Origin of the sequence: Bacillus sp. FSL K6-0972 (genome assembly GCF_037976035.1) — a bacterium.
GTDB classification, from domain to species: Bacteria; Bacillota; Bacilli; order Bacillales; family Bacillaceae; genus Bacillus; species Bacillus haynesii.
This window is the reverse complement of record NZ_CP150260.1, coordinates 2,920,556-2,936,927: the sequence shown is the minus strand read 5'-3', so window position 1 is coordinate 2,936,927 and position 16,372 is coordinate 2,920,556. Positions and strand designations below refer to the sequence as shown.

Sequence of the window (16,372 nt, the reverse complement as noted above, 5' to 3'; positions counted from 1 at the left end):
TATAAAGATGGAGTGAGATTCTTGTTACATCAGTTTTCACGCAATGAATTAGCGATTGGAAAAGAAGGTTTAAATATTTTAAAAAACAGCACGGTCGCCGTTTTGGGCGTCGGCGGGGTCGGCTCTTTCGCCGCGGAAGCGCTCGCCCGTTCAGGTGTCGGCAGAATCGTGATGGTCGATAAAGACGATGTTGACATCACGAATGTCAACCGTCAGCTGCCTGCTTTGCTGTCAACGGTCGGTCAGCCGAAAGTTGACTTAATGAAAGCGAGAATCGCCGATATTAACCCGGAGTGCGATGTTATCGCTTTAAAAATGTTCTATACCGAAGAGACGTATGAACAGTTTTTTGCTTATGAACCGGATTATGTGATCGACGCGTCAGACACGATTCATTACAAAATTCACTTAATGAAAGAGTGCCTGAAGCGGGACATCAACATCATTTCAAGCATGGGAGCGGCCAATAAAACTGATCCGACAAGGTTCCAAGTGGCCGATATTTCAAAAACCCACACCGATCCGATTGCAAAAGTCATCCGGACGAGGCTTCGCAAGGAAGGCATTACGAAAGGCATTAAAGTCGTCTTTTCTGACGAAAGCCCGATCGTGATCCGCGAAGACGTACGCCAAGTCGTCGGAAATGATGAGGCGAAAATCCGCAAAGCGCAGATGCCGCCGTCTTCAAATGCTTTTGTTCCGTCAGTCGCAGGCTTGATCATGGGCGGCCATGTGATCATGGAGCTTTTGAAAGATATTCCGATCAAAAGGGTGAAAGATAAGTAATACAAAAACGACAGCACTTCTGCTGTCGTTTCAGATTGTTGACAAAATCCCAAAACGGCTTTTTGTTTTGGGATTTTGTCATCCCTTCAGCGTGATTGAAAACCCTTGCAGTCTAGGAAGGCCGAGCATCGGAGCGGAGCGAATGTTGGAATTCGTGAGCACCGACGCGCAGGCCTGACAACGAATGCGAGGGTTTGTCGACACGCTGAAACGACAGACTTCTGCTGTCGTTTTTTCTTAAGGAAAAACAGCCTGTCTCCCATATGAAAGGGAACAGGCTGTTTGTTATTTTTGTTTCATCAGCTTGTCATATACTTGTTTCAGCGCGAGCTCAAATTTTCCCGTCTGCTTCGGCTGATAGTAAACTTTGTTTTTCAGCGGATCAGGCAGGTACTGCTGTTTGACCCAGCCGTTCTCGTAATTGTGCGGATATTTGTATTCCACCCCTCTGCCAAGCTCTGCAGCTCCTTTATAATGAGCGTCTTTTAAATGGTTCGGCACATCGCCGATCTTTCCGGCACGGACGTCTGACAGCGCTTCGTCAACCGCAAGGATCGCCGAGTTCGATTTAGGAGACAGGCAAAGCTCGATCACGGCATTGGCCAGCGGAATCCTTGCCTCCGGAAATCCGATCCGTTCCGCCGTTTGAATGGCTTGAAGCGTTCTTCCTCCAGCCTGCGGACTCGCCAGGCCGACATCTTCATAGGCGATAACAAGCAGCCTTCGGGCAAGGCTTTCCAAATCCCCCGCTTCAATGAGCCTTGCCAGGTAATGAAGTGCAGCATTGACATCAGAGCCTCTGATCGATTTTTGGAAGGCGGAAATGACATCATAATGTGCGTCTCCATCTTTGTCGTGGACAAAGCTTTTTTTCTGCAGGCATTCTTCTGCGATTTCCAATGTAATGCGGATGGTTCCCCCGCTGTTTTCCTTTGTGGACAATACGGCAAGCTCGAGCGCATTCAAAGCGGAGCGGACATCTCCGCCGCAGCCGCGGGCTAAATGGTCAAGCGCTTCATCATCGACGGCAACGTCATACGAACCGAGGCCTCTGTGTTCATCCTCAAGCGCCCGTTTAATAGCCGTCTTGATTTGTTCAGGGTCTAATGGATGCAGCTCGAAAATCTGCGTTCTGCTTCTGATCGCCGGATTGATCGCATGGTACGGGTTGGCTGTCGTCGCCCCGATCATGATAATCATGCCATTTTCCAAATACGGAAGGAGAAAGTCCTGCTTGCCTTTGTCAAGCCGGTGCACCTCATCAAGGATTAAGATGACCTGTCCTGACATTTTTGCTTCGGCAGCAACGGCTTCCATGTCCTTTTTATTATTGATGACAGCGTTCAGCTTTCGGAAAGCGATGCTCGTGCTGCCGGCAATCGCCGTGGCGATCGATGTTTTGCCGATGCCCGGGGGGCCGTACAGAATCATCGATGAGAGGTGTTTGGCCTGCACCATCCGATGAATGATCTTTCCTTCTCCGACCAGATGATCCTGGCCGAGAACCTCTTCGATTTTTGTAGGGCGCATTCGAAATGCGAGTGGTTTCATGATTGATCTCTCCCGAATGTATTCTTTTTATAGAGTAACGGAAAAAAGACGATTAGAAAAGAAATGAATATGGCAAGCTGAATATAAGGCCGAAAATGAAAGTTTATATAAAGTGTGCTATAATAACCTGTAATCTATCAGACGGGCAAGGCTGGAAGCTTGTCCCAACCGAGTTTTTAATATATAACAGATGCTTGAAACCGACACCCGGCTTGCACCGGTGTTTCACTTGGAGATCGGCTTATGCCTAATTAGGATGTACCGGGCGCTTTTGCGCCTGTGAGGAGCGCGAAGTGTCCTCGTCCGGAGTGAGACTCGGCTAAAGGCTTTCGCGTCCTGCGAGGAATGCCGAGAACCTTCGTCCTGGTGTGAAGGAGACTTGGCTGGCTAAGAACTTCCACATCTTGTGAAAAACGATGAGTACATTCGTCCTGGTGTAAAGGAGACTCGGCTAAGAACTTTCGCGTCCTGCGAAAAACGCCGAGAACCTTCGTCCTGAAGGCTTGATTTATTATAGGTTAGAGGTGTTTATTTTGAAAATATCAACTAAAGGCAGATACGGGCTGACGATTATGATTGAGCTTGCTAAAAAGCATGGGGAAGGCCCGACTTCTTTGAAAAGTATTGCTCAGACAAACGATTTATCGGAACATTATTTGGAACAGCTTGTTTCACCTTTGCGGAACGCCGGGCTTGTGAAAAGCATCCGCGGCGCCTACGGCGGCTACATTCTGGGTGACGAGCCTGAGGCGATTACGGCGGGCGATATCATTCGCGTCCTGGAAGGGCCGATCAGCCCGGTGGAAGTGCTTGAAAATGAGGAGCCGGCAAAGCGCGAACTGTGGATCAAGATTCGCGATGCTGTCAAGGAAGTGCTGGACTCCACGACGCTTGAAGACTTGGCCAGCTATACAGAGGGCGAGCAAGAAGCGTATATGTTTTACATTTAAGATCGAGGTGTAATGGTAGGATGGAACGGATTTACTTAGACCATGCAGCGACTTCTCCGACTGACCCCCGGGTAGTGGAAAAAATGCTGCCTTACTTAACGGAAAACTTCGGAAACCCTTCGAGCATTCATTCCTTTGGAAGGGAGAGCCGAAAATGGCTTGACGGCACGAGGGAGCTGATCGCTCGGGAAATCGGAGCGCATCCCAATGAAATCGTTTTTACGAGCGGGGGAACCGAAGCCGACAATATGGCGATTCTCGGAAGCGCGCTGGCGAGAGAGAAGCAGGGCCGCCACATCATCACGACAAAGATCGAGCACCACGCCGTTCTGCATACGTGCAACAGGCTTGAAGAAATGGGCTTTGACGTCACATATCTTGATGTCGATGAAAGCGGAAGAATCTCTGCTGAGCAGGTGAAAGACGCGTTGCGGGACGAAACCATCCTGGTGACGGTGATGTATGGAAACAATGAAGTGGGAACGATTCAGCCGATAGATGAGATCGGGGATCTGCTAAAGGACCATCGGGCGCTGTTTCATACAGATGCGGTTCAAGCCTTCGGCTTTTTGCCGATTGATGTGCAAAAAAGCTGTATCGATATGATGTCTGTCTCCGGACATAAACTTAACGGACCGAAGGGGACAGGCTTTTTATACGTCAACGAAAACGTCAAGCTCAGCCAGCTTCTTTTCGGAGGAGAGCAGGAACGCAAACGCCGGGCGGGTACGGAAAATGTACCGGGAATCGCGGGGCTCGGTGAAGCCGTTTTGCTGTCAGGTCAGGAAAGAGAGGAAAAATCTGCGCTTTACAGCCGGTTTAAAGACATCATCACCCGTACGCTGGAAGCTGAAGGCGTCTCCTTCGATGTGAACGGCAGCAGGGAGCACAGCCTGCCGCATATTTTGAATCTGTATTTTCCGGGAGTATCTGTTGAATCGCTGCTCGTCAATCTCGATATGGCGGGAATTGCAGTATCGAGCGGATCGGCGTGCACGGCCGGATCTGTGCTTCCGTCTCATGTTCTCTCCGCCATGTTTGGCGAGGAGGACGATCGGCTGACGTCATCCATACGGATCAGCTTCGGCTTTGGCAATACAGAGGAGCAGGTGGAGCGCGCCGCGAAAGAACTTGCGAAAATTGTTAAACGCCTGTCATAAATTTCGGGAAGCAATGCTCCGAGCTAAAGATTCGCATCCTGCTTGAAAATGATGATATGATCTGAAAGGACAAGTTTTTGAATTGATTTATTGGAGTTGATGAAAATGGCGAAGCGGCCTGAAGATACACGGGTGGTCGTCGGAATGTCCGGAGGCGTTGATTCCTCTGTGGCGGCTTTGCTTTTGAAAGAGCAGGGCTTTGATGTCATCGGAATTTTTATGAAAAACTGGGATGACACAGATGAGAACGGTTTTTGCACAGCGACAGAAGATTACGAAGATGTCATAAAAGTATGTAATCAAATCGGGATTCCGTATTATGCGGTGAATTTTGAAAAGCAGTATTGGGAAAAGGTTTTTCAATATTTCCTTGATGAATATAAAGCGGGCAGAACGCCGAATCCAGATGTCATGTGCAACAAAGAAATTAAATTTAAAGCCTTTTTGGAGCATGCTTTGTCGCTTGGAGCCGATTATTTGGCCACCGGCCACTATGCGCGGGTCGACCGTACGGACGGGCGTGTTAAAATGCTCAGAGGGCTTGACGAAAATAAAGATCAGACCTATTTTCTAAACCAGCTGACAGAAGAGCAGTTAAGCAAAGTGCTGTTTCCGATCGGCGAGCTTCAAAAAAGCCGCGTCAGGGACATCGCAAAAGAAGCGGGGCTAGCGACAGCTGCCAAAAAAGACAGCACAGGCATCTGCTTTATCGGGGAACGGAACTTCAAAACGTTTCTCAGCCAGTACCTTCCAGCACAGCCGGGAGATATGCGGACGATGGAAGGCGAAATCAAAGGCCGCCACGACGGTTTAATGTACTATACAATCGGACAAAGGCACGGCCTCGGCATAGGCGGAAGCGGAGAGCCTTGGTTCGTCGTCGGAAAAGACCTTGAAAAAAACATCTTGTATGTAGACCAAGGATTTGACAATCCGCTTCTTTTCTCCGATAAGATCACGGCGACAAACGTAAGCTTTGTGCATGAGGGCGTCTTCGGCGGTGAAGACGAGCTCACCTGCACGGCCAAGTTCCGTTATCGCCAAGCAGATCATGAAGTCACTGTCAGAATGACCGGGACAGATGAAGCGGAAGTTGTCTTTAAAGAGCCGGTCCGCGCCGTTACGCCGGGACAAGCGGTTGTCTTTTACAGAGGCGAAGAATGCCTTGGCGGCGGAACGATTGATGATGTGTTTAAAGACGGACAACAACTTTGGTATGTATAAAACCGGGGCTCTGGATTACACCCCGGAGCTTCTCGAACGGCTGCCGGCAATGTCGGCGGCCTTTTTTAAAATAGTTCGTGAAAGGGAGAGGGCTTTTGGATTACAATCAAATTGGAATAGATGCAATGCAAAAAGGCGATTTTGAAAAAGCCGCAGAAGCCTTTACAAAGGCAATTGATGAAAACAGCGGAGATCCGGTGCCTTATATCAACTTTGCCAATCTGCTATCTGCAGTCGGCGAATTGGACAGGGCGCTTAAGTTTTACGACCGGGCGGCTGCTTTGGATGAGAAAGCGGGAGCAGCTTATTATGGAGCGGGGAATGTCTATGTCATGAAAGAGCGGTATCAAGAAGCGAAGGACATGTTCGAAAAAGCGCATCGGACGGGCATGGAAAACAGCGACTTATATTATATGCTCGGGACCACGCTCGTGAAGCTTGAGCAGCCGAAGCTCGCGATGCCGTATTTACAAAGAGCCGCTGAGCTGAACGATGCGGATGTCGAAGCCCGTTTTCAATACGCGATGTGCCTTGCCAATGAAGGGATGCTGGACGAAGCGATCACGGAATTTTCAAATGTAACGGAGAGCGACCCGTCCCATGCAGATGCATTTTATAATTTAGGCGTTGCCTATGCGTTTAAGGAAGATCGGAAAACAGCGCTTGACATGCTGAACAAGGCGCTGGACATTCAGCCGGACCATATGCTCAGCATTCGCGCCAAGCAGCTTTTGGAAGAAGCTTGATTGATCAAGGGCCGTCATGACGGATTTTGAATGGAGGGGGGAGAACAGTGATGCAGCGCCATAACCCGGACCAAATCGAAATGGAAGAAGCTTCATTTGTAAAAGGAACGGTAACGGCTGTCATTTATCATAATGAAACAAACCTGTATACCGTACTGAAAGTAAAAGTGGAAGAAACATCGGAGTCTTTTGAGGACAAAACCGTTTCTGTCACTGGTTACTTTCCTTTGATCCATGAAGACGATATCTACACTTTTTACGGAAAGACCGCCTCCCATCCGAAATTTGGCCTGCAATTTCAAGCGGATCATTTTAAAAAGGAAGTGCCGACAACGAAAGAAGGCGTGATCCAATATTTGGCCAGCGATTTATTTGAAGGAATCGGTAAGAAAACGGCCGAGGAAATTGTCAATAAGCTTGGGGAAGGTGCAATCAACAAAATTTTAAGCGACGGCGCCGTCTTGTATGATGTCCCGAAGCTCTCCAAAAAAAAGGCGGATAAGCTTGCCGCTGCCCTTCAGCAGCATCAGGGACTTGAGCAGATTATGATCTCCTTGAGCGAATTCGGCTTCGGCCCCCAGCTATCCATGAAGATTTATCAGGCGTACGAAGCGGAAACGCTCGATAAAATCCGCGAAAATCCGTACCAGCTTGTCAAAGATGTCGAAGGAATCGGCTTTATCAAGGCGGACGAACTGGGCGGCAGAATGGGGATCTCAGGCAAACATGAAGAGCGGATCAAAGCGGCGATTTTATACACGGTTGAAGCGACATGCCTTCAAGAAGGGCATACGTACATAGAAACGAGACAGCTCATCATCGAGACGCTAAAACTGTTAAACCAGTCTTCAGGTGATGAAAAAGTAACCGAGATGGATGTGGCCGACGCGATCATTTCCTTAGGGGAGCAAAAAGAGCTGTTCATTGAAGATGAAAGGTGTTATTATCCTTCCCTTTACTACGCTGAACAAAGCTTTGCGAAAAGGGTGCAGAAAATCGCCGGACAGACCGAATACGATGACCAGTTTCCCGAATCGGAATTCCTGCTCGCTTTAGGGGAGCTTGAAGAACGGATGAAAGTGCAGTACGCGCCAAGCCAAAAAGAAGCCATTCAAAAAGCGCTGATGTCGCCGATGCTGCTTTTGACAGGCGGACCGGGAACCGGGAAAACGACCGTCATCAGGGGAATCGTCGAGTTGTACAGCGAGCTGCACGGCTTAAGCTTGAATCCGGCTGATTACAAAAAGGATGAAACGTTTCCGTTTGTACTGGCAGCGCCGACCGGCCGGGCCGCTAAGCGGATGAGCGAGTCGACCGGACTGCCGGCCGTTACGATTCACAGGCTTCTCGGCTGGAATGGAGCCGAAGGATTTACGCACGATGAAGACAATCCGATTGAAGGGCGGCTGCTCATTATTGATGAAACGAGCATGCTTGATATATGGCTCGCCAACCAATTGTTCAAGGCGATTCCCGACCGGATACAGGTCATCATGGTCGGAGACGAAGACCAGCTTCCGTCTGTCGGTCCCGGACAGGTGCTGAGGGATCTTTTGGCATCGAATGTGATTGCTTCTGTCAGACTAACCGATATTTACAGGCAGGCTGAAGGCTCTTCAATCGTTGAACTGGCGCATGAAATGAAACAAGGAAAGCTTCCGGAAAACTTGACCGCGCCGACAAAAGACCGTTCTTTCATTCGCTGCCGCCAGCAGCAGATTAAAGAAGTCGTCGAAAAAGTCGTTAAAAACGCGCTGCAAAAAGGATATTCGGCCAGAGATATTCAGGTTTTGGCTCCGATGTATAGAGGAGCGGCAGGCATCAATGAGTTAAACGCGCTTTTGCAGGGCATCCTGAATCCGCCAAAGCCGAAAGGCAGGGAAATGAAGTACGGCGATGTCGTGTACCGTACCGGAGATAAAGTGCTCCAGCTCGTCAACCAGCCGGAGCACAACGTGTTTAACGGTGATATGGGTGAAATCGTTTCGATTTTTTATGCAAAAGAAAATACGGAAAAAGAAGACATGGCCGTCGTCTCTTTCGACGGGAATGAAATCACGTTTACAAAAAAAGATTTCAACCAATTTACGCACGCCTATTGCTGTTCGATCCACAAATCGCAAGGCAGCGAATTTCCGATCGTCATCCTTCCGATCGTCAAAAGCTATTACCGGATGCTGAGAAGGAACTTGCTTTACACGGCCATCACAAGAAGCAAAAAATTCCTGATTCTGTGCGGTGAAGAAGAAGCCCTTGAATGGGGCGTGAAAAATAAGGAATCATCAGAAAGGCAGACATCGCTTAAAAGAAGGCTTCTGCAGGCGGCACATGAAGAGGATGAAGAGCTCATGGCGCTTCAAAAAGAGCTGCCTTTCAGCGTCTATGACGCCAATATCGGGATGGAAGGCATTACACCTTTTGATTTTATGGAAAAGGAAGCAGAATAAGTGTTTTTCATGGAATCCATTTCATCGTATGAGTCGCGTCGCAACAGCAGATCATAAGAGTGTTCGTAAAAAGGTGGTTGATCACACTTTGAGAACATGCAATGAGCTGGAAGGACTCAATGTTTACGACAGACAATCTTCCCTCCCGCTTGGAGTGGTAACAGATATCTGTTTTTCTCACGAAGGGACATGTCTCGGATTGATTATGGAAGAGAAGCGGCGCTTTTACAATCCCCGTTCGCTTCTTCCGCTTCCCGCTGTCACCGAAATCGGACGTGACGGCGTATACGTTGATTTCACCGAATTCAAGCCGATGCAAATTCCGAAGCAGAGTCTTTCTTATGATCAGATGAAGCAAAAAATGGTCAAAAACGGAGCAGGAGATACGCTGGGCATGCTGGAAGATGTATACTTTTCTTCTGACACGGGCATAATCGTAGCATATGAACTATCAGACGGTTTTTTTGCCGATTTGTCAGGCGACAAAAAGCAGATTCACTCATCTGGGGAACCGCTTGAAGTAGGCAGAAGCACAATCGTCTTGAACGAATAAGAGGTGTGTGTTCAAATGCTCGTTTGCCCGAATTGCAAAAGCAAAAACATCGGCAAAATCGGTGTAAATCAATATTACTGCTGGGGATGCTTTATTGAGCTGACCCTTTCAAAAGGAAAAATTTCGACCCATCAAGTCGAAGAGGACGGAACATTGAGCAGCCTGGACGATCTGTTTACAGATGACGAACGAACGATTAACCTTTGAATGGAGGTTAGAAAGTTGAATCGTACAATGACTTCTCTCATTTCTTTAGGAGCCGGGGCTTTGATGTACTACATGGCGTCTCAGAACGATATGATGAACAAGCGAAACATGAGAAAGCTGAGAAGACGCGTCATGAAAATGTTTTAAGCAGAAGGGATACCCTTAAAAGGGTGTCCCTTTTTTTCTTCGGGAATAATTACAAGCAGAAATCAAAAGCTAACAAGGGGTGAAAAAAATGTTGAAAAAACCGCTGCAGCTTTTAATGTGGGTCTCGATCTTCATGCTTTTGCTATTAACTGTCTATATCTTTTTGCAGCTGAGAATGATTTGGGAGCCTGTCTGCGTGCTGCTGAAGTCGATTCTGATCCCGCTGGCGATTGCGGTTTTTATCACCTATTTGCTTTTGCCTGTCGTTGAAAAGATACACCGGGCCGGCGTGCCGAGAACATTGAGTATTTTGCTAATTTATGTTCTGTTTTTTGCCGGTCTCGGCTACGCCTTTTACAAAGGGGTGCCGATCCTCATTAAACAGCTGACAGAGCTTTCAGAGGGAATTCCGGTTCTTGCCGCATCTTACGAAAGCATGCTCGATCAGCTCCATCATCATACAGACGGCTGGCCCGACGGTATGCACGACAGGATCGACAGGTTCGTCAATCAGACGGAAGAATTCGTAGCAAGCTGGGTGGAACGGACGATCAGAAGCATCCGGTTCGTTTTTGATTATATGCTCGTGGCGGCGATCATTCCTTTTTTAGTATTCTATATGGTGAAAGATATTGATACGATGAAGAAGGCGGTATGGTATTTGACGCCTTCTTCATGGAGGGCGAGAGGCAGCGAATTCATCCGGGATGTCGATGATTCTCTTGGGGACTACATCAGAGGACAGCTTTTTGTCTGCCTTGTCATCGGCTTGGGAGCGAGCCTGTCATTTTGGTTTTTTGACCTGCCCTATCCGCTGATTCTCGGCCTTGTCATCGGCGCGACAAATGTTATCCCGTATTTCGGCCCTGTCATCGGCGCGATTCCCGCTGTCATGGTAGCTGCCGCTTTATCGTCGAGGCTCGTCTTCGTGGTGATCATTACGATTTTGATTCTTCAGTTTATCGAAGGCAATATCCTCGGGCCTCTTGTCGTTGGCAAAAGCCTGCATATGCATCCCGTCGTCATTATGCTTGGATTGCTGGCGGGCGGTGAGCTGGCCGGCATCATCGGTATGATTCTGGCAGTGCCTGTCATGGCTGTTATCAAAGTGATGCTCGTCCATTTTTTAGCGGCAAGAAAAGCGTGAGCGGCAGAAGTTTGACATAACGGCTTCCGTTGTCTATAATTTCGAAATAGACATACATACGTATCTCGATTGACGGATCCGAGTATACTGAAGCCCTGTTTTATAGAGAGAAGCTCCATTGCGGTGAAAGAGCTTTAACAGAAGATCAGTAGAAGCTAATCCTGAGTGCAGGCGAAAACCTGCCGTCTTTATCCGGCGTTATACGGATATCAAGGTGATGGGCGTTTTGTTACGCACATAATCAGGGTGGTACCGCGAGAGGAGCTCTCGTCCCTGTGTAAACGTTGTTTGCATAGGGCGGGGGCTTTTTTATTTGCATGTGCATCATTAAAGGAGGAAAAAAATAATGAAGACATTAACATCCGCACAAGTGCGCCAAATGTTTTTAGATTTTTTTAAAGAAAAAGGGCATGCCGTTGAACCGAGCGCCTCTCTTATTCCGCATGAAGATCCCTCCCTGCTTTGGATCAACAGCGGAGTGGCGACGCTGAAAAAATATTTTGACGGACGGGTTGTGCCGGAGAATCCGCGCATCTGCAACGCTCAAAAATCAATCAGGACGAACGATATTGAAAATGTCGGGAAAACAGCCCGCCACCATACGTTCTTTGAAATGCTAGGGAACTTTTCGATCGGCGATTATTTCAAAGAAGAAGCGATCGAGTGGGCATGGGAATTTTTAACCGATCAAAAATGGATCGGCTTCGATCCCGAACGCCTGTCAGTCACGGTGCATCCGGAAGATGATGAAGCGTATGAATTATGGTCGAAAAAAATCGGCGTTCCTGAGGAACGGATCATCAGACTGGAAGGAAACTTCTGGGATATCGGCGAAGGCCCGAGCGGTCCGAATACCGAAATCTTCTATGACCGCGGTGAAGATTATGGAAATGATCCGTCTGATCCGGAACTTTACCCGGGCGGGGAGAACGAGCGTTACCTTGAAGTATGGAACCTTGTGTTCTCCGAGTTCAACCACAATCCTGACGGAACATACACACCGCTTCCGAAGAAAAACATTGATACCGGGATGGGTCTTGAACGGATGGTATCTGTTATTCAAGACGCCAAAACGAACTATGATACGGATTTGTTTATGCCGATCATCAAGGCGACAGAAGCCATTTCAGGAGAAAAGTACGGCACCTCTGTTGAAAAAGATACGGCATTTAAGGTTGTGGCCGATCATATCCGGACGGCTGCGTTTGCGGTCGGCGACGGAGCGCTTCCGTCAAACGAGGGACGCGGCTATGTCATCAGAAGGCTTCTTCGCCGCGCTGTCCGCTATGCGAAGTCCATCAATATCAACCGTCCGTTTATGTATGAGCTCGTACCGGTAGTTGCCGACATCATGGCCGCTTTCTACGGCGAAGTCAAAGAAAAAGCGGACTTTATCGCGAAAGTCATCAAAACAGAGGAAGAACGCTTCCATGAAACACTGCACGAGGGCTTGGCGATTCTCTCAGAAGTGATTCAAAAGGAAAAAGCAAAAGGAAAACGCGTCATTTCCGGGGAAGATGTCTTTAAACTGTATGATACGTATGGATTCCCTGTTGAACTGACCGAAGAATACGCCGAAGATGAAGGCATGGAAGTCGACCATGACGGCTTTGAGCGCGAGATGGACAAGCAGCGCGAACGGGCCCGGCAGGCGCGCCAGGACGTCGGCAGCATGCAGGTTCAAGGCGGCGCACTTCGCGATATCATGACAGAAAGCGAGTTCATCGGCTATTCCGATATCAAAACGGAAACGAAAATCACCGAGCTTCTTCAAGACGGAGAACTTGCCGACCTCGTTCAAGAAGGCCAGAAGGTTCAGTTCATCCTCAAAAGAACCCCGTTCTATGCTGAAAGCGGCGGACAAATCGGTGATAAAGGCTGGGTTAAAAGCGGTGATGCCGCAATTCGCGTCACAGACGTTAAAAAAGCGCCGAACGGCCAGCATCTGCATGAAGGAATCGTGGAAAGCGGCGCAATTAAAAAAGGCATGAGCGTGACCGCAGAAGTCACAGAGCGGCTCAGAAAGGCCATTGTCAAAAACCATACAGCGACACACCTGCTTCATCAGGCGCTGAAAGATGTGCTCGGCACGCATGTCAACCAGGCCGGATCGCTGGTCACTGACAACCGTCTGCGCTTTGACTTCTCTCACTTTGGACAGGTGACAAAGGAAGAACTCGAACAAATCGAAACAAAAGTGAACGAGAAAATTTGGGCATCTATTCCTGTTCAAATCGACTTAAAACCGATTGATGAAGCGAAAGCGATGGGAGCCATGGCACTGTTCGGCGAAAAATACGGAGACATCGTCCGCGTCGTTCAAGTCGGCGACTACAGCATCGAGCTGTGCGGAGGCTGCCACGTGAGAAATACGGCTGAAATCGGCCTCTTTAAGATCGTGTCCGAATCAGGTATCGGGGCTGGCACCCGCAGGATCGAAGCGGTAACAGGGCAGGGCGCTTACGAAGAGATGAACGCCAAACTGGAGCTTCTCGAGCAGGCGGCAGAAGTCCTGAAAACCAATATGAAGGAAGTGCCGAAACGGATCGAAGCGCTTCAGTCTGATCTGAAAGAGGCTCAGAGAGAAAACGAATCTTTATTAGCGAAACTGGGAAACAAAGAAGCTGGAGAGATTTTGGAAAAAGTAAAAGAAATTGACGGAATCAAACTGCTCGCAGAAAAAGTGAATGCCAAAGATATGAATCACCTGCGCACAATGGTTGACGATCTGAAGGCGAAACTGGGCTCAGCCGTCATCGTTCTCGGGGCGGTTCAAAACGAAAAAGTGAATATTTCCGCCGGAGTTACAAAAGATTTAATAGAGCGGGGTTTCCACGCAGGCAAGCTTGTCAAGCAAGTCGCAGAAGCATGCGGAGGCGGCGGAGGCGGCCGTCCGGACATGGCGCAGGCGGGAGGAAAACAGCCTGAGCGGCTGGCTGAAGCATTAGCATCTGCGGAAGAATGGGTAAAATCCGTTTTATAAATAGCCGTTGTGGTGTAGAATGGTGATTAGAAGGTAATCAGGCTGAAACTTTGCCTGCGAATTTGGGAAAGAGGTGCAAAACGGTGAGCTCATTTGATAAGACGATGAAATTTAACTTTTCCGACGATTCGATGGAAACCAATGTAAATGAAGTGCTGATAACCGTCCATGATGCGCTTCAGGAAAAAGGCTACAACCCGATCAACCAAATTGTCGGATATCTGCTATCAGGAGATCCCGCTTACATTCCAAGGCATCGAGATGCACGTAACCTGATTCGGAAAATAGAAAGAGACGAGATAATCGAAGAATTGGTTAAATCGTACTTAGAACAGCATAAAGAGGCGTAAACAAGCATGCGAATATTAGGTCTGGATTTAGGTTCGAAAACGCTCGGCGTAGCGCTGAGCGATGAAATGGGCTGGACGGCTCAAGGGATAGAAACGATTAAAATCGACGAGGCGGGCGGTGAGTACGGCTTGAACCGCCTCGCCGAATTGACGAAAGACTATGTACTGGACAAGATTGTACTCGGTTTTCCCAAGAACATGAACGGAACCGTCGGCCCGAGGGGGGAAGCGAGCCAGAAGTTCGCGGAAGTCCTTGAAGAAACGTTTCAAGTTCCAGTCGTGCTTTGGGACGAGCGCCTCTCGACAATGGCGGCCGAAAGAATGCTGATTTCAGCAGATGTAAGCAGGCAAAAAAGAAAAAAAGTAATTGATAAAATGGCGGCCGTGATGATCCTTCAAGGATATCTCGACAGCCTAAACTCATGAGGTGATCAAGATGGAACACGGAGAAAAAAACATTACGATTGTAGACGATAAAGGGAATGAACAGCTGTGTGAAGTGCTCTTCACATTTGACAGCGATCAGTTTAACAAGTCATACGTGCTTTACTATCCGATTGAAGCACAGGACGAAGATGAGATCGAGATCCATGCTTCAAGCTTCGTACCGAATGAAGCCGGAGAAGACGGCGAACTGATGCCGATTGAAACAGAAGAAGAATGGGATATGATCGAAGAGACGCTGAACACGTTTTTAGCGGATGAAGACGAAGAAGAATAAAGAAGCGGCTAGACCGCTTGACAAAATCCTAAAACGATTGAAGTTTTAGGATTTTGTCATTCTTTCTTTAAAGCTTGATCTGCAATCCTTTGCGCCCGGCTGCCGACAGGCGGCTTTTTTTATAAAAACATTTTGTAATAAATTGCCGAATGATAACGAATCATGTAGTATAAACCATGGGAGGAGAGGAGGACACCAATGTTTGAAGATCAGACAAAGAAACCGTTTATAAAAAGACTCCTTAAACATAAAATAAAGTTTTGGCTGACTGTGGTCGCGGTTCTGCTGATTTTAACCGCAGGCGCTGTTTCGCTCTATGTCAAATCGGCGCTCGAACCGGTCGATAAAAATAATGCAAAAACGGTCAATGTCTATATTCCGGAAGGATCGACCGTTACGTCCATCGCCGCCAAACTGAAAAAAGAGGACTTAATTAAAAACGAAAAAGTATTTATCGCTTATGTGAAATTTAAAAATGCCTCCGGCTTTCAAGCTGGTAATTTTCAGCTCAGCCAGTCGATGGATGCGGCCGGCGTGATCAAAAAGCTGACAACCGCTTCACATGTGCCGGCATTTAAAATTACCGTTCCTGAAGGAAGGCAGCTCAAGGAAATCGCAGACATCATCGCCGGACAAACCAACTACTCGGCTGAGGACATAATGAAAAAGCTGGATGACCGCGAATTCATCAGCCGATTAAAACAGAAGTACCCGAAACTGATCACCGACGACGTGTTAAACAAGAATATCAATCATCCGCTTGAAGGATACCTGTATCCTGCGACATATCCATTTTACGACCCCGAGACGAAGCTGGATGCAATCATCGAAGCGATGATCAAACAAACAGATCAGCTGGCTGAAAAGTATGAAAAGCAGATGAAAGACAAAAAGATGTCCGTCCACAAAGCCTTGACGATGGCTTCGTTAATTGAGGAAGAAGCTACCGAAAAAGCGGACAGGCACAAAATCTCAAGCGTCTTCTACAACCGCATCAGCAAAAACATGCCATTGCAAACGGATCCGACCGTCTTATATGCGCTTGGGGAACATAAAAACCGAGTCATGTACAAAGATCTTGAAGCGGATTCCCCGTATAATACGTACAAACATACCGGTCTTCCGCCTGGGCCGATTGCAAATGCTGGAGAGAGCTCTTGGGAAGCGGCATTAAATCCGGAGCAAACCGACTACGTTTATTTTCTTGCAAAGAAAAACGGGGAAGTCGTCTTTACAAAAACGCTTGAAGAACACAACAAAGCAAAAGCCAAATACATTACGAACACGCAGGAAGAGGAAAAAGGAGAGTGAAAAATACTCTCCTTTTATTCGCAAATACAAAGGTTTTATGATAAAATATATCGGGTTGTTTATTGGAGAAAAGACAGTCGACTGCTTTA

At 47.9% G+C, this 16,372-nt stretch carries 16 protein-coding genes; 15 read left to right on the top strand and 1 reads right to left on the bottom strand.

Annotated features, from left to right (window positions below):
* Nucleotides 1-21 precede the first annotated feature (21 nt).
* Nucleotides 22-786 carry a tRNA threonylcarbamoyladenosine dehydratase gene (locus MKX80_RS14875; protein ID WP_154995783.1) on the top strand — a complete coding sequence of 255 codons (765 nt, stop codon included), beginning with the start codon at nt 22-24 and terminating at the stop codon, nt 784-786.
* A 285-nt stretch (nt 787-1,071) separates the two neighbouring features.
* Here MKX80_RS14875 and MKX80_RS14870 read toward each other — a convergent pair whose 3' ends face one another.
* Entirely contained in the window at nt 1,072-2,337 is a 1,266-nt protein-coding gene (locus MKX80_RS14870) for a replication-associated recombination protein A (RefSeq protein WP_268332930.1), read from the bottom strand.
* Between the two features lie 533 nt (nt 2,338-2,870).
* On the opposite strand from MKX80_RS14870, the gene cymR reads away from it, so the two are divergent.
* The 14 genes from cymR (at nt 2,871) to mltG (ending at nt 16,283) form a co-directional block, all read left to right on the top strand.
* Entirely contained in the window at nt 2,871-3,287 is a 417-nt protein-coding gene (gene cymR / locus MKX80_RS14865; RefSeq protein ID WP_023855382.1) for a cysteine metabolism transcriptional regulator CymR, read from the top strand.
* Nucleotides 3,288-3,307: 20 nt separating this feature from the next.
* The gene (locus tag MKX80_RS14860; RefSeq protein WP_182070294.1) at nt 3,308-4,447 is read left to right on the top strand and encodes a cysteine desulfurase family protein; all 1,140 of its coding nucleotides are present in this window, start codon (nt 3,308-3,310) and stop codon (nt 4,445-4,447) included.
* Nucleotides 4,448-4,552: 105 nt separating this feature from the next.
* On the top strand, nt 4,553-5,671 hold the full coding sequence (gene mnmA / locus MKX80_RS14855) for a tRNA 2-thiouridine(34) synthase MnmA (RefSeq protein ID WP_154995776.1): 1,119 nt from the start codon (nt 4,553-4,555) through the stop codon (nt 5,669-5,671).
* Between the two features lie 95 nt (nt 5,672-5,766).
* On the top strand, nt 5,767-6,417 hold the full coding sequence (locus MKX80_RS14850; protein WP_154995774.1) for a tetratricopeptide repeat protein: 651 nt from the start codon (nt 5,767-5,769) through the stop codon (nt 6,415-6,417).
* Between the two features lie 50 nt (nt 6,418-6,467).
* Nucleotides 6,468-8,864, top strand: coding sequence for an ATP-dependent RecD-like DNA helicase (locus MKX80_RS14845; protein WP_268343302.1), 2,397 nt, complete (start codon nt 6,468-6,470; stop codon nt 8,862-8,864).
* Nucleotides 8,865-8,952: 88 nt separating this feature from the next.
* The gene (locus tag MKX80_RS14840; protein ID WP_154995772.1) at nt 8,953-9,417 is read left to right on the top strand and encodes a PRC-barrel domain-containing protein; all 465 of its coding nucleotides are present in this window, start codon (nt 8,953-8,955) and stop codon (nt 9,415-9,417) included.
* A 15-nt stretch (nt 9,418-9,432) separates the two neighbouring features.
* Entirely contained in the window at nt 9,433-9,624 is a 192-nt protein-coding gene (locus tag MKX80_RS14835) for a hypothetical protein (RefSeq protein WP_003183928.1), read from the top strand.
* Nucleotides 9,625-9,639: 15 nt separating this feature from the next.
* On the top strand, nt 9,640-9,771 hold the full coding sequence (locus MKX80_RS14830) for a YrzQ family protein (protein ID WP_003183926.1): 132 nt from the start codon (nt 9,640-9,642) through the stop codon (nt 9,769-9,771).
* Nucleotides 9,772-9,859: 88 nt separating this feature from the next.
* Nucleotides 9,860-10,918: an AI-2E family transporter gene (locus MKX80_RS14825; protein WP_154995770.1), complete on the top strand. Its 1,059-nt coding sequence runs from the start codon at nt 9,860-9,862 to the stop codon at nt 10,916-10,918.
* Nucleotides 10,919-11,264: 346 nt separating this feature from the next.
* Nucleotides 11,265-13,901 carry an alanine--tRNA ligase gene (gene alaS, locus MKX80_RS14820; RefSeq protein WP_154995768.1) on the top strand — a complete coding sequence of 879 codons (2,637 nt, stop codon included), beginning with the start codon at nt 11,265-11,267 and terminating at the stop codon, nt 13,899-13,901.
* Between the two features lie 83 nt (nt 13,902-13,984).
* The gene (locus tag MKX80_RS14815) at nt 13,985-14,251 is read left to right on the top strand and encodes an IreB family regulatory phosphoprotein (protein ID WP_003183920.1); all 267 of its coding nucleotides are present in this window, start codon (nt 13,985-13,987) and stop codon (nt 14,249-14,251) included.
* A 6-nt stretch (nt 14,252-14,257) separates the two neighbouring features.
* Entirely contained in the window at nt 14,258-14,677 is a 420-nt protein-coding gene (gene ruvX, locus MKX80_RS14810; RefSeq protein WP_154995766.1) for a Holliday junction resolvase RuvX, read from the top strand.
* Between the two features lie 10 nt (nt 14,678-14,687).
* Nucleotides 14,688-14,972 (top strand): DUF1292 domain-containing protein, encoded by a 285-nt coding sequence (locus MKX80_RS14805; protein ID WP_154995764.1) that lies wholly within the window; start codon nt 14,688-14,690, stop codon nt 14,970-14,972.
* 198 nt (nt 14,973-15,170) lie between these two features.
* Nucleotides 15,171-16,283: an endolytic transglycosylase MltG gene (gene mltG / locus MKX80_RS14800; protein ID WP_154995762.1), complete on the top strand. Its 1,113-nt coding sequence runs from the start codon at nt 15,171-15,173 to the stop codon at nt 16,281-16,283.
* Nucleotides 16,284-16,372: the final 89 nt, after the last annotated feature.

Excerpts from the sequence above, each read along its gene's own strand:
- MKX80_RS14870 (WP_268332930.1), bottom strand. The coding sequence starts at position 2,337 with ATGAAACCACTCGCATTTCGAATGCGCCCTACAAAAATCGAAGAGGTT.
- MKX80_RS14860 (WP_182070294.1), top strand. The coding sequence starts at position 3,308 with ATGGAACGGATTTACTTAGACCATGCAGCGACTTCTCCGACTGACCCC.
- mnmA (WP_154995776.1), top strand. The coding sequence starts at position 4,553 with ATGGCGAAGCGGCCTGAAGATACACGGGTGGTCGTCGGAATGTCCGGA.
- MKX80_RS14845 (WP_268343302.1), top strand. The coding sequence starts at position 6,468 with ATGCAGCGCCATAACCCGGACCAAATCGAAATGGAAGAAGCTTCATTT.
- MKX80_RS14835 (WP_003183928.1), top strand. The coding sequence starts at position 9,433 with ATGCTCGTTTGCCCGAATTGCAAAAGCAAAAACATCGGCAAAATCGGT.
- MKX80_RS14825 (WP_154995770.1), top strand. The coding sequence starts at position 9,860 with ATGTTGAAAAAACCGCTGCAGCTTTTAATGTGGGTCTCGATCTTCATG.
- alaS (WP_154995768.1), top strand. The coding sequence starts at position 11,265 with ATGAAGACATTAACATCCGCACAAGTGCGCCAAATGTTTTTAGATTTT.
- ruvX (WP_154995766.1), top strand. The coding sequence starts at position 14,258 with ATGCGAATATTAGGTCTGGATTTAGGTTCGAAAACGCTCGGCGTAGCG.
- MKX80_RS14805 (WP_154995764.1), top strand. The coding sequence starts at position 14,688 with ATGGAACACGGAGAAAAAAACATTACGATTGTAGACGATAAAGGGAAT.
- mltG (WP_154995762.1), top strand. The coding sequence starts at position 15,171 with ATGTTTGAAGATCAGACAAAGAAACCGTTTATAAAAAGACTCCTTAAA.